This window comes from Streptomyces sp. V2I9 (genome assembly GCF_030817475.1).
In the GTDB taxonomy this organism is placed as follows: Bacteria; Actinomycetota; Actinomycetes; order Streptomycetales; family Streptomycetaceae; genus Streptomyces.
The window spans coordinates 1620218-1644523 of record NZ_JAUSZJ010000002.1 but is presented as its reverse complement, the minus strand read 5'-3'; the positions used below and the strand labels follow the sequence as shown (position 1 = coordinate 1644523).

Here is a 24306-nt window from a genome sequence, read left to right as displayed (position 1 = left end):
GGACGGGCGAAACGAGCCGTCCGGGGGCGCACAGCATGCCAGGGGCGTCCGCCGTGGCGCGAATCACCTGATCCGGCCCCTCCGGCGACGCTACCTGCCGGTAGATTCGATGCACGTCGAGCGATCGAGTAGGAAGCTTGTTCCAGCAAGTCTGAAACTTGTTCTAGATTAGCGCGACCGGTTACGCTCCGGCGAACACGCAGTCAGAAGGGGGCCGAGTGTGACCGCTGAGGCCATAGAGACAGGCCCCCGCACGGGCGGCGGCACCACCGCCGGGACCGCCGACCGGCCGTTGCGCATCGCACTCCTCACCTACAAGGGCAACCCGTTCTGCGGTGGCCAGGGCGTGTACGTGCGCCACCTCAGCCGGGAGCTGGCCCGTCTCGGCCACAGCGTCGAAGTGATCGGTGCGCAGCCCTACCCGGTGCTCGACGAGGGCGTCCCGCTCACCGAACTGGCGAGCCTGGACCTCTACCGGCAGCCGGACCCGTTCCGTACGCCGAAGCGCGGCGAGTACCGGGACTGGATCGACCTCGCCGAGGTCGCCACCATGTGGACCGGCGGCTTCCCCGAACCTCTCACCTTCAGCCTCCGTGCCCGCCGCCATCTCCTCGCCCGGCGCGGCGAGTTCGACGTCGTCCACGACAACCAGACCCTCGGGTACGGGCTTCTCGGAGACATCGGGGCCCCGCTGGTGACGACGATCCACCACCCCATAACCGTCGACCGCAGGCTCGACCTGGCGGCCGCGACCGGCCGCCGCCGACGCGCCTCCGTACGCCGCTGGTACGCCTTCACCCGTATGCAGAAGCGGGTCGCCCGCAAGCTGGACACCGTCCTCACCGTCTCCGGCTCCTCCCGCGACGAGATCGTCGAGGACCTCGGCGTACGCGCGGACCGGATCAGCGTCGTCCACATCGGCGCCGACACCGACCTGTGGTCGCCCGACCCCTCCGTCGCCGAGGTTCCGGGCCGCATCGTCACCACCTCCAGCGCCGACGTCCCTCTCAAGGGCCTCGTCCACCTCGTCGACGCGCTCGCCAAGCTCCGCACCGGCAACTCCGACGCCCACCTCGTCGTCGTGGGCAAGCGCGCCGAGGACGGGCCGGTCGCCCGCGCGATCGAGGGGCACGGGCTCACGGACGCGGTCCGGTTCGTCAAGGGGATCAGCGACGCCGAGCTGGTCGACCTCGTCCGCAGCGCCCAGGTCTCCTGTGTGCCCTCGCTGTACGAGGGCTTCTCGCTGCCCGCCGCCGAAGCCATGGCCACCGGCACCCCTCTCGTGGCGACCACGGGCGGTGCGATACCCGAGGTCTCCGGCCGCGACGGGGAGACCTGCCTCGCCGTGGCCCCCGGCGACTCCGACGCGCTGGCCGGGGCGCTGGCCCGGCTGCTGGACAGCCCCGAGCTGCGGGCCCGGCTCGGCGCCGCCGGCCGCGAACGGGTGCTGGCCAACTTCACCTGGGCGCGGGCGGCTGCCGGAACGGCCGAGCTGTACCGTCGGGCGATCGCCGCCCGCGCAGTCCGCCGGTGACCGTGGACCTCCGGGCGGCCGCGCGCCTCCCGGCCACCGCCCATCCGCACCTCGCCACCCGTACCTCCGACCTCGAAGGCAGGCCCTCGTGCTGACCGTCGACTTCACCCGCTTCCCGCTCGCCCCCGGCGACCGAGTGCTCGACCTGGGCTGCGGTGCCGGCCGGCATGCCTTCGAGTGCTACCGGCGCGGAGCGCAGGTCGTCGCCCTCGACCGGAACGGCGAGGAGATCCGCGAGGTCGCCACGTGGTTCGCCGCGATGAAGGAGGCCGGGGAGGCCCCCGAAGGCGCCACCGCCACCGCGATGGAGGGCGACGCCCTCAACCTCCCCTTCCCCGACGACTCCTTCGACGTCGTGATCATCTCCGAGGTCATGGAGCACATCCCGGACGACAAGGGCGTCCTCGCCGAGATGGTCCGGGTGCTCAAGCCGGGCGGCCGCATAGCCATCACCGTCCCCCGCTACGGCCCCGAGAAGATCTGCTGGACCCTCTCCGACGCCTACCACGAGGTCGAGGGCGGCCACATCCGCATCTACAAGGCGGACCAGCTCCTCGCCCGCATCCGCGAGGCCGGCCTCAAGCCGTACGGCACCCACCACGCCCACGCCCTGCACTCGCCCTACTGGTGGCTCAAGTGCGCCTTCGGCGTGGACAACGACAAGGCGCTGCCGGTGCGGGCGTACCACAAGCTGCTGGTCTGGGACATCATGAAGAAGCCGCTCGCCACACGGGTCGCCGAACAGCTCCTCAACCCGGTCGTCGGCAAGAGCTTCGTCGCCTACGCCACCAAGCCGCACCTGCCGAAGGCCGAGGCGTGAGCACTCCCGAACGGACCGAACACCTCGTCCTGCCAGGCGTCCTGACGGCGGATCAGGCCACCGAGACGATTGCCGCGCTCGCCGCCGTGCAACGGGAGGACGGGGCGCTGCCCTGGTTCCGGGGGCACCACCTCGACCCGTGGGACCACACCGAGGCCGCGATGGCGCTGGACGCGGCCGGCGAGCACGAGGCCGCCGCCCGCGCCTACGAGTGGCTCGCCCGCAACCAGAACGCGGACGGCTCCTGGTACGCGGCCTACCACGACGGCGATCCGCACCGGCCCACGGACCGGAGCCTGGAGAGCAACTTCGTCGCGTACGCGGCCGTCGGCGTCTGGCACCACTATCTCGCCACCGGCGACGAGGCGTTCGTCGACCGGATGTGGCCCATGGTCTTCGCCGCGGTCGAGTTCGTGCTCCGGCTCCAGCAGCCCGGCGGACAGATCGGCTGGAAGCGGGAGCCGGACGGCACGCCCGTGAACGACGCGCTGCTGACCGGCTCCTCCTCGATCCACCAGGCGCTGCGCTGTGCGCTGGCCATCGCCGAGCGGCGTGAAGAGCCTCAGCCCGACTGGGAGTTGGCCACCGGGGCGCTGGCACACGCGATCCGCAGCCACCCCGAGCGCTTCCTCGACAAGAACCGCTACTCGATGGACTGGTACTACCCGGTCCTCGGGGGCGCGGTCACCGGGGCCGAGGCCACCGCCCGCATCCAGGAGGGCTGGGACCGCTTCGTCGTCCCCGGCCTCGGGGTGCGGTGCGTGCTGCCCAACCCCTGGGTGACCGGCGGCGAGAGCTGCGAACTGGCCCTCGCCCTCTGGGTGACGGGGGAGTCGGACCGGGCGCTGGAGGTCCTCCAGTCGATCCAGCACCTGCGCGCCGAGGGCGGGTTGTACTGGACGGGGTACGTCTTCGAGGGCAACCGGGCCTTCTGGCCCGAGGAGTTGACCACCTGGACGGCGGGCTCCCTGCTGCTCGCGGTGGCCGCGCTCGGGGGGGACGAGGCGACCACCGCTGTCTTCGGGGGCGAACGGCTGCCGGTCGGCCTGGAGCCGGACTGCTGCCGCTGAACACCGCGCGGTGCGGGCCCGGACCGGGCCCGCAGCGCGCGGGACGAAGGGTCAGCCGCGACGGAGCCGGCCCGCCACGGCGTGGCCGATGAAGAGGTAGACCACGGCCGCGAGACCGTAGCCGGCGACGACGTTCGCCCACGCCCGGTCGAACGTGAACAGGTCGTACGACCAGCCCGCCAGCCAGCGGGCCGCGTCGTGCACCCACTGCACGAAGTCGTTGCCCCGGTTGGCGTCCAGCAGGTACATCAGGATCCAGAGGATGATGATGAAGGCCAGGATGTCGGCCACCACGGCGATGACACGTGCCGCTGAACTGCTTCCTGAACGGGTTCTGGGAGACATGGAACTCTGGTTGCCGCTTTACGCAGGGTGAAACCCGTGCGGGCGGCGGGCCGGTGGGAGCGGGGCGGCCGCCACCCCGTCCTTCCGGATGGCCGGCCTACGGGTAATGCGGATGATCGACCCGGCCGGCGCCGGTTAGGGTGCGCCGCATGACGCTTCTTTCCCACGACCGCTACTGCGACGAGATCCTGGCCCAGACCGACGCCCTGCGCGCGGTGCTGTCCGGCGCCGATCTCACCGCCACCGTTCCCACCTGCCCCGACTGGACCCTGCGGGAGCTGGCCGTGCACGTCGGCGGCGCGCACCGCTGGGTCGGTGAGATCGTCCGCACCCGGGCGGCCGAGGACGTTCCCGAGGGGAAGGTGCCCGGCGCCGAGGGGCCGGACGGCGACGACCCGGCCGCGCTGGACGCCTGGCTCGCCGAGGGGGCGGCCGCCACCGTCGCCGCGCTCCGGGAGGCGGGCCCGGACGCCGAGGTGTGGACCTGGGCGTGGGAGCGGCGTACGGCGTTCTGGGCGCGGCGCATGACGCACGAGACCGTGGTGCACCGGGCCGACGCGGCGCTCGCCGCCCGCGCCCCGTACACGGTGGCCGCCGAGGTGGCCGCCGACACCATCGAGGAGTGGCTGCGCATCGTCTCCTTCGCCCAGGAGAACGGTGACCCCGAGGCTGACGAACTGCGGGGCGGCGGGCGCTCGTTGCACCTGCACGCCACCGACGTTCCCGGTGCGGAGTGGCTGATCGAGTTCGCCGACGACCGCTTCACCTGGCGGCACGCGCACGAGAAGGCGACCGTCGCGCTGCGCGGTTCGCTCACCGATCTGATGCTCGTCTTCAACCGCCGCCTGGAGCCGACCAGTTCGCGCGTGGAGGTGCTCGGTGACGCCGCGCTCCTGGACTTCTGGCTGGACCGCTCGTCCTTCGGCTGAGCCGGAAGCGGTGACCGGTCCGGCCACCGGGCCCCGCCCGGACCCGCCGTGTGCGCGGGTCCGGGCGCGGTGACCGGCGGCTCCGTCACCGGCCCCGCGCGCCACAGCCGTGTCGGGCGAGGAGGCGCGGGGTGGACGTGTACGTCGACGGCCCCCCGCCCGGAAGGGCGAGGGGCCGCGAGGTGTGGCCGGGGATCAGCCGCGCTGGATGCCCGTGGTGTCCTGGAGGACACCACGACGGCCGTCCTGCGTCTGGGCGATCAGGCTCTGGCCGCGCTGCTCCACCGCGAGATACCAGGTGCCCGGAGCCAGCTCGGCGATCGGGTTCGGCGAACCGTCCTCGCCGTACAGCGGGCGGGCCACCGGGACGGCGAACCAGAACGGGGTGAAGTCGCCCGCCGGGGCCGCGCCGCCCTGCGAGGGCTGCGAGGCCTGGGCCTGCTGTGCGTGCGCCGGGTCGCCCTGGGAGGGCTGACCCTGCTGGACGCCACCGGGGTAGCCGTACCCCTGGCTCGGCTGCGCGCCGTAGGGCTGCTGCTGGGCGCCCGGGTAGCCGTAGCCCTGGCTGGGCTGCGCGCCGTACGGGGCCTGACCACCCTGGATGCCCTGCGCCGGGGCGGCCGGGCTGAGCAGCGGGGCCTTGAGGAACGGCACCAGCGGTCCGGCGATCGCGCCCGCGGCCAGCACGATGGAGGCGAGGAGGCCGAGGATCAGGCCGGCGCCCGCGTTGCTGATGTCGAGGATCGTCCAGAAAGCGGTCCACAGGGTGAACAACGAGAGCGCGGCACCGAGCTGGCCGAGGTCGAGCCAGGCCACCTTGCGGCCCGGCATCGCACGGCTGACGACCACCAGCGCCGCGGCGATGACGCCGGCGAGGAAGACGCTCATCAGGAGGCCGAGCGAGTCCCAGGCGTTGGGATTGTCGATCTTGGAGCAGTCGATGCCCTGCGGGCAGTAGCTGGAGTAGTCGAGGAAAGAGGCGATGAACAGCACGACCGCTGCTCCGATCACCACGCCGTCACCTCGAGTGAGGGATCGGATATTCACGTGAAGGTCCTTAGTCGGTCGTCTCGTCGGGGCGGTCGTCGCTGCCGCCGGTGCGGCTCGAAGCTCGGGAGCGGCTCCCCATCGTACGGATGAATCTATCGTCTGGCCGGGCGGGTTGCTCCCGAACCCGGATCGTGATCGGGTATCCCCCCGATATCGCCGCAGAACTACCCCTTCAGATAGCCGCTGATTCCGTCGGCCATCCCCCGGGCCGCCTTCTGCCGCCAACTCTCGCTGGTGAGCAGCGCGGCGTCCTGCGGGTCACGCATATTGCCGCATTCCACGAACACTTTGGGCACGGTCGACAGATTCAGTCCGCCGAGATCGTCACGGGTGTCCAGACCGGTCTTTCCGCCGACGTAATTGGAAGGCGCGCTTCCGGTCGTGCGGGCGAAGTGTCCCGCGATCCTCGCGCCGAGATCGGCCGAACTCTTCACGATGGGCGCGGTGTCGGCCCCGCCGCCCTTCACCCGCGCGGGCAGGATCACATGGAAGCCCCGGTTGCCCACGGCCGATCCGTCGGCGTGCACGGAGACCACCGCGTCGGCCTCCGCCTCGTTGCCGATCCGGGCCCGCTCGTCGACGCACGGCCCGAACGGGCGGTCCGCGTCGTGCGTCAGCCGCACCCGCGCCCCCTCGGCTTCCAGCAGGGCGCGCAGCCGGTGGGAGACGTCGAGGGTGAACCGGGCCTCCGCGTAACCGTCGTCCGTGGACGTGCCGGTCGTATCGCACTCCTTGCGGCCGGTGCCGATGTCGACCTGTTCGCCGATCTCCCGCGTGTGGTCGCGGTTGCCGGGATTGTGCCCCGGATCGATCACCACGGTCCGGCCGGTGAGCGGGCCCTTCGGCAACGGCTTCGCGGAAGCCGGAGTGGAGGGGCGACCGGAACCCGAGGGCTCCGAGGGGGCGGGGGAGGCCGCGCGTGCGCCGGACCGGGGCGGGGCCGCGTCGGACCCGTCGGATTCCGGGCCTCCGCCGCATCCGGCGGCGGTCAGGCATACGGCGGCCAGCGCGGCGGCCACGGTCAGGGACCGGGCGCGGCGGGTGGGGGGAGGGCTGTCGTCGTACGGCACGCGGCGATGCTACCCATCAGGGCCGTCCGGACCGCCCGGACACCGGCTCCCGGTGCGGCGCGGCGGACCGGCCGGCCCCCCGGTCCCCGGCCCGGCGCGCCGGACCGTCCGGTCTCCCGGAGCCCGGCCCTCGTGGGCCCGCGGCGCCCCGTCCGGACCGCTCAGACGCCGGTCCCGGTGCGGCGCAGCACGCGCAGCGAGTCCGTGGCCGACACCTCGGTGAACGCCCCGGAGGCCAGGGCCCGCCGGTAGATCCGGTAGGGGGCCTGCCCGCCGTCCGCGGGGTCGGGGAACACGTCGTGGATCACCAGGAACCCGCCCTCGGCGAGATGCGGGGCCCAGCCCTCGTAGTCCGCGTTCGCGTGCTCGTCGGTGTGCCCGCCGTCGACGAAGACGAGCCCGAGGGGCCCGCCCCACACGGCGGCGATCTGCGGGGAGCGGCCGACGAGCGCCACGACGTGGTCCTCCAGGCCGGCCCGCCGAAGGGTGCGGCGGAACGTCGGCAGGGTGTCCATCAGCCCGACCTCGGGGTCCACCACGCTCGGGTCGTGGTACTCCCAGCCCGGCTGCTGCTCCTCGCTGCCGCGGTGGTGGTCCACGGTCAGCGCGCTGACCCCGGCCGCCCGCGCGGCGTCCGCGAGCAGGATGGCGGACCGCCCGCAGTACGTGCCCACCTCCAGCAGGGGCAGCCCGAGCGTGCCGGCCTCGGTCGCCGCCGCGTACAGGGCGAGCCCCTCGTGGACCGGCATGAAGCCCTTGGCGGCCTCGAACGCGGCGAGGATCTCCGGCGCGGGCCCGCCGGAACCGGCGGGGCGCGCGGGTCCGGCGGCGGAAGCGGAAGCGGCGGCGGACTCGGCGGTCACGGGGTTCCTCCAGGTGGCACGGGGTGGCTCAGGGGCCTGTCGACGGCGACCCATCGTGCCGTACGGTCCGGCCGGACGACTCGGCGGGGGAGGAAGGCGGGCGTCCGGGAGGTTCCGGCGTCCGCACCGCTCGCCAGGAGCACCGGGTGCGCGGAGGGCCGCCGCGCGGGCAGGAAGATGCCGAAAGCCCGCACCAGGGTGACCGCGGCCGGGGCGCGCAGCTCGGGCGCCGCGGCAGGGGCGCGCCGCGACGGGCCTCACCGTCGGCTCTCCGGGTCCCGGCCGTCCTCGGCGCCGGTGGTCCGGGCGGCGGCCGCGCGGCGGAGACGGTGGTGGCGCGTCTCCGGCTGGTTGCCCAGCTCCTCGCCGACCATGACGCGCACGGCGTCGCGCATCCCGTGCAGACCCTCGCTGCGCTTGGGGCCGCCGCCGGGGTCGGTGCGCAACTCCCGCAGCAGGGACCAGCAGAGGAAGAGCATCACCACGACGAAGGGCAGCGCCACCAGGATCGTCGCGCTCTGCAGGGACTCCAGTCCGCCGGCCACCAACAGGGCGGCGGCGACCGCCGCCATGAGGAGCCCCCAGGTGACGACGAGCCAGCGCCGCGGGTGCAGGGCGCCCCGGCTGGTCAGCGAGCCCATGACCAGCGAGGCGGAATCCGCGCTGGTGACGAAGTACATCATGATCAGGATCATCGCGGCCCAGGCCGTCACCGTGCCGGCCGGCAGGGCGTCGAGCATGGCGAACAGGGTCGCCTCCGTCCCCTCCTTCGCCTTCTCGGCCATGTCGACGACGCCCGTCTCCGCGAGCCGGATACCGGTGCCGCCGAGCACCACGAACCACAGGGCGGTCGCCCCGCTCGGGATGAGCAGCACGGCGAGGAGGAACTCGCGGATCGTGCGGCCCTTGGAGATGCGGGCGATGAAGGTGCCGACGAAGGGGGCCCAGGACAGCCACCAGGCCCAGTAGAAGATCGTCCAGGTGCCCAGCCAGTCCTGGTCGCCGAACGCGCCCGTGCGCGAGGCCATCGGGAGGAGCTGGTCCAGATAGCCGCCGACCGAGGACGGCAGCACGTCCAGGAGGTAGACGGTCGGACCCGCGAAGAAGACGAAGACCATGAGGATCGCCGCGACGACGAGGTTGATCGAGCTGAGCCACTTCACGCCGCCGTGCAGACCGGTGAAGGCGGAGACCACGAACGCCACACTGAGCACGGCGATGACCACCAGCTCGACACCGGTGCTCCGGCCGACGTCCGCCGTCAGGTCGAGTCCGATGGCGATCTGCAGGGCGCCGAGCCCCAGGCTCGTCGCGGTGCCGAAGACCGTGGCGAAGACGGCGAGCAGGTCCAGGACCTTCCCGAAGACGCCGTTCGCCCGGCGCTCGCCGATCAGGGGCACGAACACGGCGCTCAGCCGGTTGCCCCGGCCCTTGCGGAAGCTCGCGTACCCCAGGGCCAGGCCCACGATCCCGTAGATCGCCCACGGGGTCAGGGTCCAGTGGAAGAAGGAGTACTCCATGGCGGCGCTCGCGGCCCCGGCGGTCTGCGGTTCCGCCCCGCTGGAGGGCGGCGGGGTCAGATAGTGTGCGACGGGCTCCCCGACACCGTAGAAGATCAGCCCGATGCCCATGCCGGCGCTGAACATCATCGCGATCCACGAGAAGTCGGAGAACTCCGGGGGAGAGTCGTCCCTGCTGAGCCGGATGCGGCCGAAGCGGCTGAAGGCGATCACCAGGCACAGCACCAGGAACACGTCGGCGGCGATGACGAAGAGCCACGCGAAATTGTCGAGCACCCAGGGGAGGGCCGCGTTCGAGGCGCTTTCGAAGGAGTGCTTCCCGAAAGCGGCCCACAGCACGACGCCGATGACGCCCAATGCCCCGAGTGACACCACCACCCGGTCCGGCGAGGAGTCCGTCCCTGCGGCCGCGTCGGCAGCGGCGTTCGTGGGGCCGGAGGGTGACTGGTCCGGGGGCACGTGGGCGTTCTCCGTACTCATAACGCACCACTATGGTGGCGTATGCGGGGGTATGGACGGCGTGCCACGCCGACGACCGAAGTCCGCGGGCCGCTCCCGACGGCCGACATCCCGATACCCCGACGGCCGCTGTCCGGCGTCCGGAGCGGCCCCCTGAGCGGCCCGTCACCGCTGTGCGGGCCGTGTCCGGAGCGGCTGACGGCCTGTCAAAGGCCGCTACCGACACGCGGCGGCACCTCGCCCGGTGCCCGATGTACCGGACGGGTCCGGCGTTCCTGCGACGCCCGTCGGCGTATCTCCCCTCCGTCGACGCCCGTCGGCGTATCTCCCCTCCGTCGATGCCCGGCGGCGTATCGGCCCTCCTCCGACACCCGATGTACGCGCCGCACGCCGCCCGGGAGCATGGCCCCCATGCCCGATGTCTCCACGCCTGTCTCCGCCGCGCCCGCCCCCTCCCGCATACGCCCCGGCACCTGGGCCGTGGTGCTCGCCGCCTGCACCGGCCAGTTCCTCGTGGTCCTCGATGTCTCCGTCGTCAACGTCGCGTTGCCCTCCATGCGCGCCGACCTGGGGCTGAGCGCGGCGGGCCTCCAGTGGGTCGTCAACGCCTACTCGATCGCGTTCGCCGGGTTCATGCTCCTGGGCGGGCGGGCCGCAGACATCTACGGGCGCAAGCTGATGTTCCTCGTCGGGCTCGGCCTCTTCACCGCGGCGTCCCTCGCGGGCGGCCTCGCGCAGGAGGGCCGGCAGCTCCTCGCCGCCCGCGCCGCCCAGGGCCTCGGGGCCGCCGTGCTCGCCCCCGCCACCCTCACCATCCTCACCGCGGCCGTACCCGAGGGCCCGGCGCGGACCAGGGCGATCGGCACCTGGATGGCGGTCGGGGCGGGCGGCGGCGCGGCCGGAGGACTCATCGGCGGAGCCCTCACCGACGCTCTCTCCTGGCGCTGGGTCCTCCTGATCAACGTGCCCATCGGCGCCGTCGTCCTGCTCGCCGCCGCCCTGTGGATCACCGAGGGACGCGCGGGCGACCGCCGCCGCATCGACCTGCTGGGCGCGATCCTCGTCACGGCGGGCCTCGCCGCCGTCGCGTACGGCGTCGTCCAGACCGAGGCCGAGGGGTGGACGGCCGCGGCCACCCTGGTGCCGCTGCTCGCCGGACCCGGGCTGCTGGCCCTCTTCGTCCTGGCCGAGATGCGGACCGCCGTCCCGCTGGTCCCCCTGCGCGTCTTCTCCGTACGGGCCGTCTCCTCGGCCAACGTGTCGATGCTGCTCATGGGGTCGGCGACCTTCTCCATGTGGTACTTCATGACCGTCTACGCCCAGAACGTCCTGGGCTACTCGCCGTTGGAGGCCGGTCTCGCGCTGATGCCGACCTCGGCCGCCGTCATCGTCGGCTCCAAACTGGCCCCGCGCCTCATGGTGCGCTCCGGGGCGAAGTGCCTCGCCGTCACCGGGGTCCTCATCACCGCCGCGGGCTTCGGCTGGCAGTCCACGATGGGCGTGGAGGGCTCCTACCTGACCGCGATCTGCCTGCCCGGCATCCTGATGATGGCCGGGGCGGGGCTCGCCTCCACGCCGCTCGCCACCCTCGCCACGTCGGGGGCGGACCCGGGCGACGCCGGACTTGTCTCGGGCCTGGTCAACACCTCCCGCACCATGGGCGGCGCGCTGGGCCTCGCGGTGCTCTCCACCGTCGCCGCCGCGCGCACCGCGGGCTCCGGCGACCCGGCCGAGGTCACCGCCGGGTACGCCATGGCCTTCCGTACGGCGAGCGGGGTGCTGCTCGTCGGGGTGGTCGTGATGCTGCTCTGGCTGCCGAACCACCGCCCACCGCGCCGTACGTCGTGAGGAACGACCGCCGGCCCGGCCCGAAACGGCGTCATCCGCACGGGCGGAGCCGCGAGGGGAGTGCGCGACGGGTACGGGGAGGGACAGGTGAGGCGTACGCGGGAGGGCCCGGACCGGCTGTCCGCCGGTCCGGGCCCTCCTGTCGTGCTGTGTCGTGCTCCGCCCGTCGCGCGGCTCAGGCGGCGCGGGACTCGTCTTCGGCGGGCCGGCGGTGGCGACCGTGCGGCTGCACCGGCGTGGTCTCCGTCGACGCACCCCCTCGGTGCTTGCCGGAACCACCGCTCGCGGACCGTCGGCCCGCCCCCGTCGGGTGCTGCTGGGTCATGTCGCTTCGGACTTCGGACATCTGGGAAGTCACCCCGTTGTGATCGCTTGCTTGTGTCGCACGTACGTCTGTCGCAAGCCCCGCGAACGCCCTCCGACGTGGTCACCGCCGGTGCCCCGCCCGGTGCGGTCGCGTAGCCCCGGTTCCGAATTCAATCAGGTCGAGCGGCACCGTGCAGAGGCGCCTGCCCCAACGGAACGGGCTTACACACAGCAGGAGCGGCGACGGCGGCGGACGGTTCCGTTCCGCCTTCCCCGCCCTCCGTGCGACCGGTCACGGAGGAGGGTTCCACGTCCTCGGGAGCCTCCAGCATCGCCACGCCGCAGGACGTCGCCGCGTTCGCGTACGGGAGACGCAGTACCCCGTCCCTGCTCCAGTACCCGACCCCCGGCGCCCAGCCCAGCGGAGCCGCGAACTGGTGCAGCCGCCGGCCCGTCGGACGCCACACGCCCACCCAGCTTCCCGCGTCCCCGTCGATCCGCAGCGCCACCGCACAGCTCTCCGGCATCAGCACCTGACCGGGCTGCACCGCGAACGGCGTCACGGTCGCACCCGCCAGGCGCAGGCACTCCGGAAACCTGACCGGCAGGCAACTCCCCAGTACGCCCCAGCCGAGCCGGTCGTGGCCCGCGGCATCGGAGCGGATCAGCAGCAACCCGCTGTCGGCGTCCGCGAGCAGCAGCCGGTCGTCGCTCTCCGGCGCGATCTGGAGCAGCGGCGTCACCCCGCCCCGCCGCCCCAGGTCGACGGAGACCGCCTTCACCGGCCCCCCGCCCGGAGCCCGCCGGTCCAGCGCCAGCAGCCGGCCCTCCCGGTCCAGCCACACCCCGCCCGAGCAGCGCCCGGCCACCCGTGCGACCTCCTCGGGGCCGAACGCCCCGCCCGCCACCAGCCAGAGCGACGACTCCCGCTCCCCGGCCGCCAGCGCGTACACGCACCGGCCGTCCGGCGACGGCGGAAGCAGCGTCATCTCCGTGCGCTCGACCGTGCCCAGCAGGAGTTCGCCGGTGCCGGGGCCGGTCGGGTAGAGCAGCGAGAACATCTGCCGGTCCGCCACCCGCCGCCGGATCAGCACCCGCCCGTCGGCGAGCGGCGCCACCTCGGAGTCCGGCTCCTCGGGCTGGTCGAGGGGGAGGGGCACCGCGTACGGCTCCGGGCCGTCCAGCGTCCACCGCTCCGGATACCAGGACCGCTCGCCGGGCGGGCCGGGGGCCGCGGTGAGCCGGGCGGCGTAGGCCCCGTCCGCGGTGAGCGTGAGGCCGCCGGGGAGCGGTGACGCGCCGCCGCGGCTCCGGCGGGCGCGGGGCTCCTCCAGGCCGGTCGCCGGAGCGGAACCGGACTCCGGGCGGTACGCCGTCCCGGTCCCGGCGGCGAGTTCCGCTTCCTGCTCCGGATCGCGCTCCGGGCGGGAAGCCGGGCCGGGTGCCGGGCCCGGCACCGAACCGGACTCCGCGCCGGACTCCGGACCGGGGTCCGTCTCGGACCGCTCCGGACCGGGCCGTGTCACGGACCCCGGCGCGGGCCCCGTTCCCGGCTCCGCCGCGGATCCCGCTGCGGGTCCCCGGGGAGCCTCGGGCCCCTGGGGTCCGGGCTCCGGTCCGGGTTCCGTTTCCCGTTCCGGTACGGGTTCCGCCGTCGCGGCGGCCCCGGCGGATCCACCCTCGATGGCACAGGCAGTCATGGACTGGTCACCTCCGGCTACGAAAGGTAGTTTTCGCACGTCCAGCCGGACAACGTGAGGCACCTGACTTCACACATAAGGGTGGCGATGCCCGCATTCGTCGGTGGTGAAGGGGTGAGTGTGCTGGTGAAACGGGCCGCGGCTATGGTGAGGCTGCCCTAACTCACACCCGTGTTCCCCTTGCACGTACGCGAACCATCTGGAGCAAGTGATGTCCCTCCGACCCCGCGGTACCGCCGCAGTCGCCCTGGCTGTCGCGGCAGCCCTCTCCCTGTCGGCCTGTGGGGGCGGTGCCGACGGCGACGCGGACGCGGCGAAGTCCGAGGCGGGCGGCGGCAAGAAGGCCGCCGTCGCCACGGGCGGCAAGGACTTCGCGGACGCCGCGAAGAAGACGGCCGGGTACGGCACGGACGCGAAGGCCGGAGAGTTCCCCCGCACGGTCACCCACGCCATGGGGAAGACCGAGATCAAGGCCGCGCCCAAGCGGGTCGTCGTCCTGGACGTCGGCGAACTGGACAACGTCGTCTCGCTCGGTCTGAAGCCGGTCGGCTACGCGCCGAGCGAGGGCGACGCGACCCTCCCCTCCTACCTGAAGAAGGCGGCGGGCGAGCCGAAGAGCGTCGGCACCATCAACAGCCTCAACCTGGAGGCCATCGCGGGCCTCCAGCCGGACCTGATCCTCGGCAGCCAGCTCCGGGCCGCGGACAAGTACGACGAGCTGTCCAAGATCGCGCCCACCGTCTTCTCCATCCGCCCCGGCTTCACCTGGAAGGAGAACTACCTCCTCAACGCCCGGGCCCTGGACCGTACGAAGGAGGCCGAGACGGCGCTCGCCGCGTACGAGGAGAAGGCCGAGAAGCTCGGCGAGGACATCGGTCCCGACAAACCGACCGTCTCGATGGTCCGCTACATGCCCGACCGGATCCGGCTCTACGCCAAGGCGTCGTTCATCGGCACGATCCTCCAGGACGTCGGCCTGCCGCGGCCGAAGAACCAGCAGATCGACGACCTCGCCGCCGAGGTCGGCCCGGAGCGGATCGACGAGGCGGACGCCGACTGGATCTTCACCGGCGTCTACGGCGACCCGAAGGCCACCCAGCGCGACACCGCCCGCTCCAACCCGCTGTGGAAGAACCTGAAGGCCGTGAAGGAGGGCCGGGCCAAGGACGTCTCCGACGAGACCTGGTACCTGGGCCTCGGCGTCACCGCGGCCGGCCTGGTCCTCGACGACCTCCGCGCCGACCTGGTGAAGTGACGCCTCCCCGCGCGGACGCCACGGGCCGTGGGCGGGCCGTCCGCGCCCGCGCGGTGAGGTGACGCCTTCCGGCGTCGCCCACGCCTCCGCGGCCCGCCCGTACGACCTCACGCCCCGCCCGTACGGCCTTCGTACGGGCGGGGCGTCGGCGGGTGAGGGGTGACGACGCGTGGTCGGCCGCCGGACCCGGCGTCCAGGTTCGGCGGCCCCGGGCGACCGGCCACCGCGGACAGGTAGCCTTTCCCCCGTGCCCCGTCTGTCTGAAGTCATCGCCGCCCTCGACGCCCTCTGGCCGCCCGAGCGGGCCGAGGGATGGGACGCGGTCGGGACGGTCTGCGGCGACCCGGACGCGGAGATCGACCGGGTGCTGTTCGCCGTCGACCCCGTCCAGGAGATCGCCGACGAGGCCCTGGAACTCGGCGCGCAACTGATCGTCACCCACCACCCGCTCTACCTGCGCGGAACGACGACGGTCGCCGCCGGCACCTTCAAGGGCCGGGTCGTCCACACGCTCATCAAGCACGACGTCGCGCTCCACGTCGCCCACACCAACGCCGACACCGCCGACCCCGGCGTCTCCGACGCCCTCGCCGGTGCCCTGGACCTGCGCGTCACCGGCCCCCTCGTACCGGATCCCACCGACCCCCGCGGGCGGCGCGGACTCGGCCGGATCTGCGCACTGGACCACCCCGAGACCCTGGCCGCCTTCGCCGCGCGGGCCGCCGCCCGGCTCCCCGCCACCGCGCAGGGCATCCGGCTGGCCGGCGACCCGGAGGCGCTCGTCCGCACCGTCGCCGTCAGCGGCGGCTCCGGCGACAGCCTCTTCGACGCCGTGCGCGCCGCGGGCGTCGACGCCTTCCTCACCGCCGACCTGCGCCACCACCCGGTGTCCGAAGCCGTGCAGCACACGCCGCTCGGCCTCGTCGACGCCGCGCACTGGGCCACCGAGCAGCCCTGGTGCGAGCAGGCGGCCGCCCAGCTCGACGCGCTTTCCGACCGCCACGGATGGGGCCTGCGGGTCCACGTCTCGAAGCGGGTCACCGACCCCTGGACCACCCACCATTCCTCTGGAGCCCCCAACTGAACGCCGCGCCCGCCGACCAGATCCGACTTCTCGACGTCCAGGCCCTCGACACCCGGCTCGCCCAGCTCTCCCACAAGCGGTCCTCGCTGCCGGAGCACGCCGAGATCGAGCAGCTCAGCAACGACCTCGCCCAGCTGCGCGACCTGCTGGTCGCCTCCACCACCGAGGAGAGCGACACCGCCCGCGAGCAGACCAAGGCCGAGCAGGACGTCGACCAGGTGCGCCAGCGCGCCGTCCGCGACCAGCAGCGCCTGGACTCCGGCGCGGTCTCCTCGCCCAAGGACCTGGAGAGCCTCCAGCGCGAGATCACCTCGCTCGCCAAGCGCCAGGGCGACCTGGAGGACGTCGTCCTGGAGATCATGGAGCGCCGCGAGGCCGCCCAGGAGCGCGTCACCGAGCTGACCGAGCGGGTCTCCGCCGTCCAGGCCAGGGTCGACGACGCCACCGCCCGCCGCGACGCCGCCACCGCCGAGCTGGACGCCGAGGCCGCCACGGTGGCCAAGGACCGCCAGGTCGTCGCCGAGGTCATCCCCGCCGACCTGATGAAGCTGTACGACAAGCTCCGCGCCCAGCAGGGCGGGGTCGGCGCCGCCCGGCTCTACCAGCGCCGCTGCGAGGGCTGCCGGCTGGAGCTGAACATGGCCGAGGTCAACGACGTGAAGGCCGCCTCCCCGGAGACGGTCCTGCGCTGCGAGAACTGCCACCGGATTCTGATCCGCACCTCGGAGTCGGGTCTGTCATGACCGTCGCCCACCACCTGGTGGTCGAGGCCGACGGCGGCTCCCGGGGCAATCCGGGGCCCGCCGGCTACGGCGCGGTCGTCATCGATCCGGCCACGGGCGAGCCGCTGGCCGAGGCCGCCGAGTACATCGGCGTGGCGACGAACAACGTCGCCGAGTACCGGGGGCTGATCGCCGGACTGACCGCCGCGAAGGCACTGTTCCCGGACGCCGGGGACGCACTGAGGGTCCATGTCCGGATGGACTCCAAGCTCGTGGTCGAGCAGATGTCGGGGCGCTGGAAGATCAAGCACCCCGACATGAAGCCGCTGGCGGCCCGCGCCGCCGCGATCCTGCCGCCGTCCCGCGTGACGTACGAGTGGATTCCGCGCGCGCAGAACAAGCACGCGGACCGGCTCGCCAACGAGGCGATGGACGCGGGCCGCGACGGTCGGCAGTGGGAGGCGTCCGCCTCGACCGCCGCCCTCGACGCCCCGGGTGCCCGCACCCCGAGCGCCCCGCCCCCGGCGCAGGGCCCGCCCGGCGACCAGGCCGCGGGAGCGGCCAGGGCCCGTGCGGCGCTGGCGGCGGCGCGCGGCGGCGGAGCCCCCGAAGGGCTTTTCCCGCTGCCGGGAACCGGGGCACCGGACGCGTCGCTTCCGCACACGCCGGTTCCGCACACGCCGGTTCCGGGCGGGCCGCTCTCCGTACCGGAACCGCAGCAGGGGGCCGGCACGCGCCAGGGGACGGCCGGGACGCCGGAGGACGCGGCCGGTACGCCGCAGAAGACGGCCGGCACCCCGCAGACCGGCTGGGGTTCCGCCCCCGACCTGGGTGCTCCCGCCACACTCGTCCTGCTCCGGCACGGCGAGACCGCCCTCACACCACAGAAGCGGTTCTCCGGCAGCGGCGGCACCGACCCCGAACTCTCCGCCACCGGTCGCGGCCAGGCCGAGCGGGCCGCCGAGCACTTCGCCGCCGTCGGCGCCGTCCAGGAGATCGTCAGCTCCCCGCTGCGCCGCTGCCGCGAGACCGCGTCCGCCGTCGCCGCCCGCCTCGGCCTGGACGTCCGCATCGACGAGGGCCTGCGTGAGACGGACTTCGGCGCGTGGGAGGGCCTGACCTTCGGCGAGGTGCGGGAGCGGTACGGCGACGACCTCACCGCCTGGCTGGCCTCCCCGGAGACCGCCCCGACCGGCGGCGGCGAGAGTTTCGCGGAGGTGGCCGAGCGGGTCGCGGCGGCGCGGGACCGGATCGTCGCCCGGTACGCGGGCCGCACGGTCCTGCTCGTCACCCACGTGACCCCGATCAAGACGCTCGTCCGGCTCGCCCTGGGCGCCCCGCCCGAGGCGCTGTTCCGGATGGAGCTGTCGGCGGCCTCGATCTCGACGGTCGCGTACTACGGCGACGGCAACGCCTCCGTACGCCTGCTCAACGACACCTCGCACCTGCGTTAGCGGCGGACACGCGTGGGCTGGTCGACGGAGCTGCTCGGGTTCGCCACCGGGCTCCTGATCTCCGTGGCCACCGCGCCCGTGGGCGTCTCGGGCGCGGTGTTCCTGCTGCCGGTCCAGATCAGCGTGCTCGGGGTGCCCAGCCCGGCGGTCACCCCGACGAACCTGCTCTACAACGTGGTGGCGGGCCCCGGTGCGCTGGTGCGGCACCACCGGGCCGGAACCCTGCGGGGACCGCTCACCCGGCTGCTCGTTCTCGGCACCGTCCCCGGCGTCGTCGTGGGCGCGGTGATCCGGGTGTTCGCGGTGCCGGGCCCGGCGGTGTTCCGGCTGCTCATCGCCGTCCTGCTGCTGCCGCTGGGGAGCTGGCTCTGCCTGCGCACCCTGCGCCGCGCCTCCCGCACGGCCCCCGCACGGGAGCTCTCCTCGCGCACCGTCACCCGGCTGGCCATGGCCGTCGGAGTCGCCGGGGGGATCTACGGCATCGGCGGCGGATCGATCCTCGGCCCGATCCTGGCCGGGCGCGGCATGCCGGTGTCGAGGGTGGCCCCCGCCGCGCTCGCCGCCACCTTCGTGACGTCGGTGGTGGGTGCGGGGACGTACGCGCTGCTCTCCTTGACCACCACCGGCGACATCGCGCCGTACTGGTCCCTCGGCCTGGCCTGCGGCCTCGGCGGCCTCTGCGGGGGCTATCTCGGCGCCCGCCTCCAGCCGCGTCTGCCGGAGACCGCGCTGCGGCTGCTGCTGGGGATGCTGGCGCTGGGCGTCGGCGGGCTCTACGCCGTACAGATCCTGCACTGAACCGGCCCGGCCCGGCCGGGGGAGCACGGGGTCGCGGGATCACGGGTCCCGAGTCCGGGTCCCCGGCGCACAGCGTCGCGGATCACGGGTCCGGGCACCCGGCATCCGGCGCATGGCGCATGGCGCATGGCGCATGGCGCACGGGGCGCGAGGGCGCGGACCGGTGGGCGCGGTTCAGGGGGCGTGGTTCACGGGGCGAGTGCCGCCGCCTCGGCCGCCAGGCGGGCCACGCGGTCCCAGTCCTTCGCCGCCACCGCGTCACCCGGAACCATCCAACTGCCGCCCACGCAGCCGACGTTGGGAAGGGAGAGGTACGAGGGCGCGGAGCCGGCCGAGATGCCGCCGGTGGGGCAGAACCGGGCCCGGGGGAGCGGTGCGGACAGGGCCCTGAGATAGTCCGTGCCGCCTGCCGCCTCGGCCGGGAAGAACTTCATCTCGGTCACCCCGCGCTCCAGCAGGGCCACCACCTCGGAGGTGGTCGAGACACCCGGCAGGAACGGTACGCCGGACGCCTTCATGGCCTCCAGCAGCGCTTCCGTCCACCCCGGACTGACCAGGAACCGGGCTCCGGCCTCGACGGTGTCCCGTACGTGCCGCGGCGAGAGCACCGTGCCGGCGCCGACCACCGCCCCCGGCACCTCGGTGGCCATGGCCCGGATCGACGCCAGTGCGGCGGGCGTCCGCAGCGTCACCTCGATCGCGGGCAGCCCACCCGCCACCAGCGCCCGTGCCAGCGGCACCGCGTCGGCTGCGTCGTGCAGGACGACGACGGGGAGGACGGGCGCGAGGTCCAGCACGGAGACGTCGGGCGGGGCGGCGGGCGCGGAGGCGGAGGTCATGGGGTCATCCTGCCGCGACCGGGCCAATACCTGCAACGAGCGTTGCGCAGGGTGCAATGCGGGGCGGGCGGCGAACGATGGAAGGCGGCGGAGGTCAGTGGATCTCCGTCACCACCACGTCCAGCGCCCACGGCCGCCCGGCGCGGGCGGGGGCCTCCGCCTCCACCACGTACCCGAGGTCCCGCAGGGCCTCCACCAGTTGCGCCGGGCCCGTGGGCCGGGCGCCGGCCACCAGCAGATCGCGCACCAGGCGGCCCTTGGTCGCCTTGTTGAAGTGGCTGACCACGGACCGCTTCTCCACGCCGTCCACGATCTGCGCGTGGAGCACCCGCACGCTCGCCGTCCGTGAGGCCACCTCGCCCTTCGGCTTCCACGCGGCCGCGTACGCGGAGGACCGCAGATCCAGGACGAGCCCGTTTCCGGCGACCTCGGGCAGCACGGTCTCCATCGGGGTACGCCAGTACGCGCCGAGCGCGCCGAGGCCGGGCAGCTTCACGCCCATCGCGCAGCGGTACGGCGGAATCCGGTCGCCGATCCGGACCGCGCCCCACAGCCCCGAGAAGACCAGCAGCGACTTCGCCGCCCGCCGCCGCGCGTCCGCCTCCAGCGAGGCCAGGTCGAGGGCGTCGTACAGCACGCCGGTGTACAGCTCCCCGGCCGGCCGGGTCCCGGCGGTGCGCAGCTCGGCGTTCTTGCCGACCTCGCCCGCCAGCCCCACGCTCAGGCCCAATACCTCACGGGCCTTCTCCTCGTCCGCCTGGCACAGCTCGACCAGCTCGTCCAGCACCGCGGCACGGGCGGGGGCGAGCCCCGGCAGCGACAGCGACTCCGGCTTCAGGGAAGCCCCACGCCCCGAGGCGGCCTTTCCTTCGGAGGGCGGCAACAGCACGAGCAAGGCGGTTCTCCTTCATACGTACGGCGAGCACGGACCAGGCCGGCGCGCGGGCTCTCCGGGTCCCCGGCAAGGGTACGGGGCCCTACCCGGCCGGGCCGTCCGCTCGCGCGGAGGCGGGCAGGGCGCCGCCGCACGGGGCTCCGGGGGCTCCTTCCGGACGAGCGCCGCTTCCGCTGCCCGAGCCCTTCGCCTTCGATCGGGAGACCTCGGCCTTCGGCTGCGGGAGGGGCCCGGGGGATCGCGGCCGAGCCGCCGGGGGCGGCCCGGTACGATGACGGTACGGCAGACGAGTCGGCCGGACGGCCGCGTGGGGATCCCCGGATCCTCCCGAGGAACGTCCGGGCTCCACAGAGCAGGGTGGTGGCTAACGGCCACCCGGGGTGACCCGCGGGACAGTGCCACAGAAAACAGACCGCCCGTGACTCCGGTCGCGGGTAAGGGTGAAACGGTGGTGTAAGAGACCACCAGCGCCTGAGGTGACTCAGGCGGCTAGGTAAACCCCACTCGGAGCAAGGTCAAAAGGGGCCGCCCCGGCAACGGGACGGCCCTGCGTGAACGTTCGAGGGCTGCTCGCCCGAGTTCACGGGTGGACCGCAGGAGGCCGGCAGCAATGCCGGTCCTAGATGGATGGCCGTCTCCCCGGCCGCCGCGAGGCGACCGGGCGACAGAACCCGGCGTACAGGCCGGCTCGTCTGCCGCAGAGCCACGGAGGGCCTCGGACCAGCTGAACCGGCTGGTCCGAGGCCCTTTGGCGATGGGGCTGTGCACCAGCCCGTCCATGCGATGTAGGCCGGGACGTCCTGGAAGGGGGCCCGGTCGTGATCAGGCGGCACTGCCGTAAGGGTCGCGGATGCGGTGCCGGGCGGCGGCCGTGGCCAGGACTTCCCGGGGGTAGCGGGCGCCAGGAACGTAGTAACGGCCCTTCGTATTGCCCACGGGTGTCAGCAACTCCCGGCGCATCAGGTGCTGCATATCGCGCTGCGCCTGTTGCTCGCTGATTCCTTCTGATTTCTCGTACCGTGAACGGCGCACCCGTCCGGTCATCGCGACTTCATGCAGAGCGGTGACCTGGCGCTCGGAAACATCAAGGGCGTCTCGCCGTTCGTCCAGCTCGATCCAGCACCTATTGGATCGGTTCACGCGATGCTGCACGCTCTGGGTCTGCTCGTGATAGGCGCGCAGGTTGAACCGTACCCACGGGGCGGTGTCCCGCTTCGGGCTGTAGACAGGCCCGCCGACCTCGCGCAGCACCTTGTAGTAGTCCCACGTGTGTCCGGGCATTCCCAGCCATGCCTCGATGGAGGAGAACTCGGGCGCGAGAACACCTTCTCGGGAGATCAGGAGAGTTTGCAAAGAACGGGACATCCGGCCGTTGCCATCGGCCCACGGGTGGATCTTGACGAGATTGAAGTGCGCCATCGCCGCGCGTACCAGCGGATCGGAATCCATGTCGCCGGTGTTGAGCCAGTCGGTCAGCTCACTCATCAGACCGGCCACATCGTCTTCGTGGGGCCCTTCGTATTCCGTAGCGTGAGGATCGCCGACCGCGGTGATGAAGATCGGGCCCCGCCGCCACTGTCCGGCGGGCTTACGAGGGTGGTGGTGCCCTTGCAGCATCCAGTGCAGGGCGTTGAGCAGGCCCTTGCTGTACGCGAAATCGGGAACGCCGTGCAAGGACTGGATGTAGGTCATGGCTTGCTGGTAGGCGACGGTCTCCGCGCGGTTCGCCTCGGTGACGTCCACCTTCTCCTGGGCGTCGTCCATGAGGTCGGCGACGTCGCGGGCATCTACTTCATAGCCCTCGATGGTATTGGAGGCTGCGATGGCTGATGCGGTCAGATGGCGCCTCAGGTCGAGGGTCCACTTGGTGGGTGCTTGCTGCACGGCGTGGTGCAGTTCGCGACGCATCTCCGCGATCTCGTCCAGGACGTGATGGTCAGCAGCGGTGAGGAGAGGCGTCTCGTACAGCATGATGAAATGATACCCACAGGGTGTCATTCTGTCGACGGGGGGAGGTGGGTCGGCATTCGGGCGGGAGCCGTGACGCGGCCGCCGCGAGGCGACCGGGCGACAGAACCCGGCGTACAGGCCGGCTCGTCCGCCGCAGAGCCACGGAAAGGGCCTCGGACCAGCTGAACCGGCTGGTCCGAGGCCCTTTCCGTGCGGGTTCGTCTCGTGTTCTGATCAGCCGTATGACGGGCTATGGGGCCGCGCGCCGGCTCGGACACGAGGGCGTACGGCTGCGCCCGGCCACCCTGCAGGATGCCGAAGCCGTCACGCGGGTCTTTCTGGACTCCCGCGCCGCCGCCATGCCGTATCTGGCGCGGGTGCACAGCGACGAGGACACCCTCGCCTGGATCACCCATGTCGTGCTGCCCACCAGTACCGGGGTGTGGGTGGCCGAGGAGCGGGAGGGCGGGGACCTGCTCGGGTTCGCCGTGCTCGCCGGGGATGACGAGCTCGATCACCTCTATCTGCGGCCCGACGCGCTGCGGCGCGGGATCGGCAGCCGGTTGCTGGCCGAGGTGCGCGGCGCGGCGAAGGGCGGGCTCAGCCTGTACGTGTTCCAGCGCAACGCCGCCGCCCGTGCCTTCTACGAGCGGCACGGGTTCACCGCCGTCGCGTTCGACGACGGCGGTCGCAACGAGGAGAACGAACCCGACGTGCTGTACCGCTGGAGCCCGTGAGTCCGTGAGCCCGTGAGTCCGTGGACGGGTGGGCCCGTCAGCCGGTGATCCGCTGAGCGCCCGCGCCCGCGAGGGGCGGGTCAGATGACCGGCGGGCGGCCCAGTCGCGTCATCCGCCAGACCGTGGACCAGCGCATCGGGCGCCGCTCCCCGCACGGGGTGCGGACGCCCTCCGCGAAACCGCCCGCCCAGGCCCGCAGGCCCTTCGGGTCGCGGGTGCGGGCGAGGGTGAGCAGGGTCCAGGTGCCGAGGTAGGCGGGGACCAGGGGGAGCGGCAGGTTGCGGCGGGCCAGCCAGACGCGGTTGCGAGCCGTCATCCGGTAGTAGACCGCGTGCCGGGCGGGGGACGTCTTCGGGTGCTGGAGCAGCAGCTCGGGGTCGTACTCGACCTTCCAGCCCGCGTCGAGCGCACGCCAGGCGAGGTCGGTCTCCTCGTGGGTGAAGAAGAACTCCGCGGGCCACAGGCCGGTCTGGGCCAGCATCTTCATGGAGAACGCGTGGCCGCCGCCGAGGAACGCCGTCACCGGGCCGCCGCGCATCGGGTCGCCCGCCCGCAGCCGGGGCACGTGCCGCCGCTGGGTCTCGCCGTGCTCGTCGGCGATCCGGAAGCCGACGATGCCGAGCCGGTCGTCGGCCGCGAAGTGGTCCCGTACCCGGCGCAGCACGTCCTTGTCGACCAGCAGTCCGTCATCGTCCAGCTCGACCACCACGTCCACGTCGCCGATCTCGGCGAGCCGGCGCAGCCCCTCGTTCCGGCCGCCGGGGCAGCCGAGGTTCTCCGGCAGCTCGATGACGGTCACCCCGCCGTCGAGGTCTTCCAGACCGGGGGTGGCGGTGTAGTCGGGGAGAGAGGTGCCGTTGCCGATGATCACGAGCCGGGTGGGCCGGACGTCCTGCATGGCGACCGACGCCAGCAGCGCCTCGACCGCCTGCGGGCGGTCTCCCATGGTCACGATGGATACGCCGATGCGTGGTGCGGACAAGTTCGGTACTCCTGGAGCTCGGCTGCCGGTCGTCGATGGCTGGTCGGCAGCGGTGCCCGCGATCGTAACGCCTCG

General features: G+C 73.1%; 21 protein-coding genes and 1 other RNA gene. 12 read left to right on the top strand and 10 right to left on the bottom strand.

The genetic code is table 11. The annotated features are described in order from the left end of the window. Positions 1-220: 220 nt before the first annotated feature. The 3 genes from QFZ71_RS07335 (at position 221) to QFZ71_RS07325 (ending at position 3424) form a co-directional block, all read left to right on the top strand. Positions 221-1534, top strand: coding sequence for a glycosyltransferase family 4 protein (locus QFZ71_RS07335; RefSeq protein ID WP_307667450.1), 1314 nt, complete (start codon positions 221-223; stop codon positions 1532-1534). Between the two features lie 88 nt (positions 1535-1622). Beyond that, positions 1623-2354 carry a class I SAM-dependent methyltransferase gene (locus QFZ71_RS07330; RefSeq protein WP_307667449.1) on the top strand — a complete coding sequence of 244 codons (732 nt, stop codon included), beginning with the start codon at positions 1623-1625 and terminating at the stop codon, positions 2352-2354. Next, positions 2351-3424 (top strand): prenyltransferase, encoded by a 1074-nt coding sequence (locus QFZ71_RS07325; RefSeq protein WP_307667448.1) that lies wholly within the window; start codon positions 2351-2353, stop codon positions 3422-3424. The genes QFZ71_RS07330 and QFZ71_RS07325 overlap by 4 nt, the downstream gene beginning before the upstream one ends. 51 nt (positions 3425-3475) lie before the next feature. On the opposite strand, the gene QFZ71_RS07320 is transcribed toward QFZ71_RS07325, so the two are convergent. Beyond that, positions 3476-3769, bottom strand: coding sequence for a hypothetical protein (locus tag QFZ71_RS07320; RefSeq protein WP_307667447.1), 294 nt, complete (start codon positions 3767-3769; stop codon positions 3476-3478). A 149-nt stretch (positions 3770-3918) separates the two neighbouring features. Here QFZ71_RS07320 and QFZ71_RS07315 point away from each other — a divergent pair, with 149 nt between their 5' ends. Next, positions 3919-4698, top strand: coding sequence for a maleylpyruvate isomerase family mycothiol-dependent enzyme (locus QFZ71_RS07315; RefSeq protein ID WP_307667446.1), 780 nt, complete (start codon positions 3919-3921; stop codon positions 4696-4698). A gap of 195 nt (positions 4699-4893) precedes the next feature. On the opposite strand, the gene QFZ71_RS07310 is transcribed toward QFZ71_RS07315, so the two are convergent. From QFZ71_RS07310 to QFZ71_RS07295, 4 genes are all read right to left on the bottom strand, one after another. Continuing rightward, complete coding sequence (locus QFZ71_RS07310) at positions 4894-5745, bottom strand: DUF5336 domain-containing protein (protein WP_307667445.1); 852 nt, start codon at positions 5743-5745, stop codon at positions 4894-4896. A 167-nt stretch (positions 5746-5912) separates the two neighbouring features. Then, positions 5913-6818 carry an N-acetylmuramoyl-L-alanine amidase gene (locus tag QFZ71_RS07305; RefSeq protein WP_307667444.1) on the bottom strand — a complete coding sequence of 302 codons (906 nt, stop codon included), beginning with the start codon at positions 6816-6818 and terminating at the stop codon, positions 5913-5915. Positions 6819-6979: 161 nt separating this feature from the next. Continuing rightward, complete coding sequence (locus QFZ71_RS07300; protein WP_307671362.1) at positions 6980-7567, bottom strand: class I SAM-dependent methyltransferase; 588 nt, start codon at positions 7565-7567, stop codon at positions 6980-6982. Positions 7568-7938: 371 nt separating this feature from the next. After that, positions 7939-9681, bottom strand: coding sequence for a BCCT family transporter (locus QFZ71_RS07295; RefSeq protein ID WP_307667443.1), 1743 nt, complete (start codon positions 9679-9681; stop codon positions 7939-7941). A 381-nt stretch (positions 9682-10062) separates the two neighbouring features. Between QFZ71_RS07295 and QFZ71_RS07290 the strand changes: the two genes are divergently transcribed. Further along, on the top strand, positions 10063-11508 hold the full coding sequence (locus tag QFZ71_RS07290) for an MFS transporter (protein WP_307667442.1): 1446 nt from the start codon (positions 10063-10065) through the stop codon (positions 11506-11508). Positions 11509-11984: 476 nt separating this feature from the next. On the opposite strand, the gene QFZ71_RS07285 is transcribed toward QFZ71_RS07290, so the two are convergent. Next, positions 11985-13514, bottom strand: coding sequence for a hypothetical protein (locus QFZ71_RS07285; protein WP_307667441.1), 1530 nt, complete (start codon positions 13512-13514; stop codon positions 11985-11987). 211 nt (positions 13515-13725) lie between these two features. Here QFZ71_RS07285 and QFZ71_RS07280 point away from each other — a divergent pair, with 211 nt between their 5' ends. The 5 genes from QFZ71_RS07280 (at position 13726) to QFZ71_RS07260 (ending at position 18827) form a co-directional block, all read left to right on the top strand. Further along, the gene (locus QFZ71_RS07280) at positions 13726-14769 is read left to right on the top strand and encodes an ABC transporter substrate-binding protein (protein WP_307667440.1); all 1044 of its coding nucleotides are present in this window, start codon (positions 13726-13728) and stop codon (positions 14767-14769) included. Between the two features lie 247 nt (positions 14770-15016). Then, a complete protein-coding gene (locus QFZ71_RS07275) occupies positions 15017-15853 on the top strand; it encodes a Nif3-like dinuclear metal center hexameric protein (protein WP_307667439.1) in 837 nt (278 codons plus the stop codon). Further along, entirely contained in the window at positions 15850-16596 is a 747-nt protein-coding gene (locus QFZ71_RS07270) for a zinc ribbon domain-containing protein (RefSeq protein ID WP_307671361.1), read from the top strand. The genes QFZ71_RS07275 and QFZ71_RS07270 overlap by 4 nt, the downstream gene beginning before the upstream one ends. Beyond that, entirely contained in the window at positions 16593-18029 is a 1437-nt protein-coding gene (locus QFZ71_RS07265) for a bifunctional RNase H/acid phosphatase (protein ID WP_307667438.1), read from the top strand. Before QFZ71_RS07270 ends, QFZ71_RS07265 begins: the two co-directional genes overlap by 4 nt. A 12-nt stretch (positions 18030-18041) precedes the next feature. Beyond that, entirely contained in the window at positions 18042-18827 is a 786-nt protein-coding gene (locus tag QFZ71_RS07260; RefSeq protein ID WP_307667437.1) for a sulfite exporter TauE/SafE family protein, read from the top strand. A gap of 188 nt (positions 18828-19015) precedes the next feature. Here QFZ71_RS07260 and eda read toward each other — a convergent pair whose 3' ends face one another. Next, positions 19016-19666, bottom strand: coding sequence for a bifunctional 4-hydroxy-2-oxoglutarate aldolase/2-dehydro-3-deoxy-phosphogluconate aldolase (gene eda, locus QFZ71_RS07255; RefSeq protein ID WP_307667436.1), 651 nt, complete (start codon positions 19664-19666; stop codon positions 19016-19018). Between the two features lie 94 nt (positions 19667-19760). Beyond that, the gene (gene yaaA, locus QFZ71_RS07250; RefSeq protein WP_307667435.1) at positions 19761-20561 is read right to left on the bottom strand and encodes a peroxide stress protein YaaA; all 801 of its coding nucleotides are present in this window, start codon (positions 20559-20561) and stop codon (positions 19761-19763) included. 287 nt (positions 20562-20848) lie between these two features. Between yaaA and rnpB the strand changes: the two genes are divergently transcribed. Further along, an RNA gene (gene rnpB / locus QFZ71_RS07245) (RNase P RNA component class A) lies at positions 20849-21256 on the top strand. A gap of 127 nt (positions 21257-21383) precedes the next feature. On the opposite strand, the gene QFZ71_RS07240 is transcribed toward rnpB, so the two are convergent. After that, positions 21384-22532: a Fic family protein gene (locus QFZ71_RS07240; protein WP_307667434.1), complete on the bottom strand. Its 1149-nt coding sequence runs from the start codon at positions 22530-22532 to the stop codon at positions 21384-21386. Between the two features lie 221 nt (positions 22533-22753). On the opposite strand from QFZ71_RS07240, the gene QFZ71_RS07235 reads away from it, so the two are divergent. Then, complete coding sequence (locus QFZ71_RS07235; RefSeq protein ID WP_307667433.1) at positions 22754-23248, top strand: GNAT family N-acetyltransferase; 495 nt, start codon at positions 22754-22756, stop codon at positions 23246-23248. Between the two features lie 80 nt (positions 23249-23328). Here the strand turns inward: QFZ71_RS07235 and QFZ71_RS07230 are convergent, their stop codons facing one another. After that, positions 23329-24231: a glycosyltransferase family 2 protein gene (locus QFZ71_RS07230; protein ID WP_307667432.1), complete on the bottom strand. Its 903-nt coding sequence runs from the start codon at positions 24229-24231 to the stop codon at positions 23329-23331. Between the last annotated feature and the right edge of the window lie 75 nt (positions 24232-24306).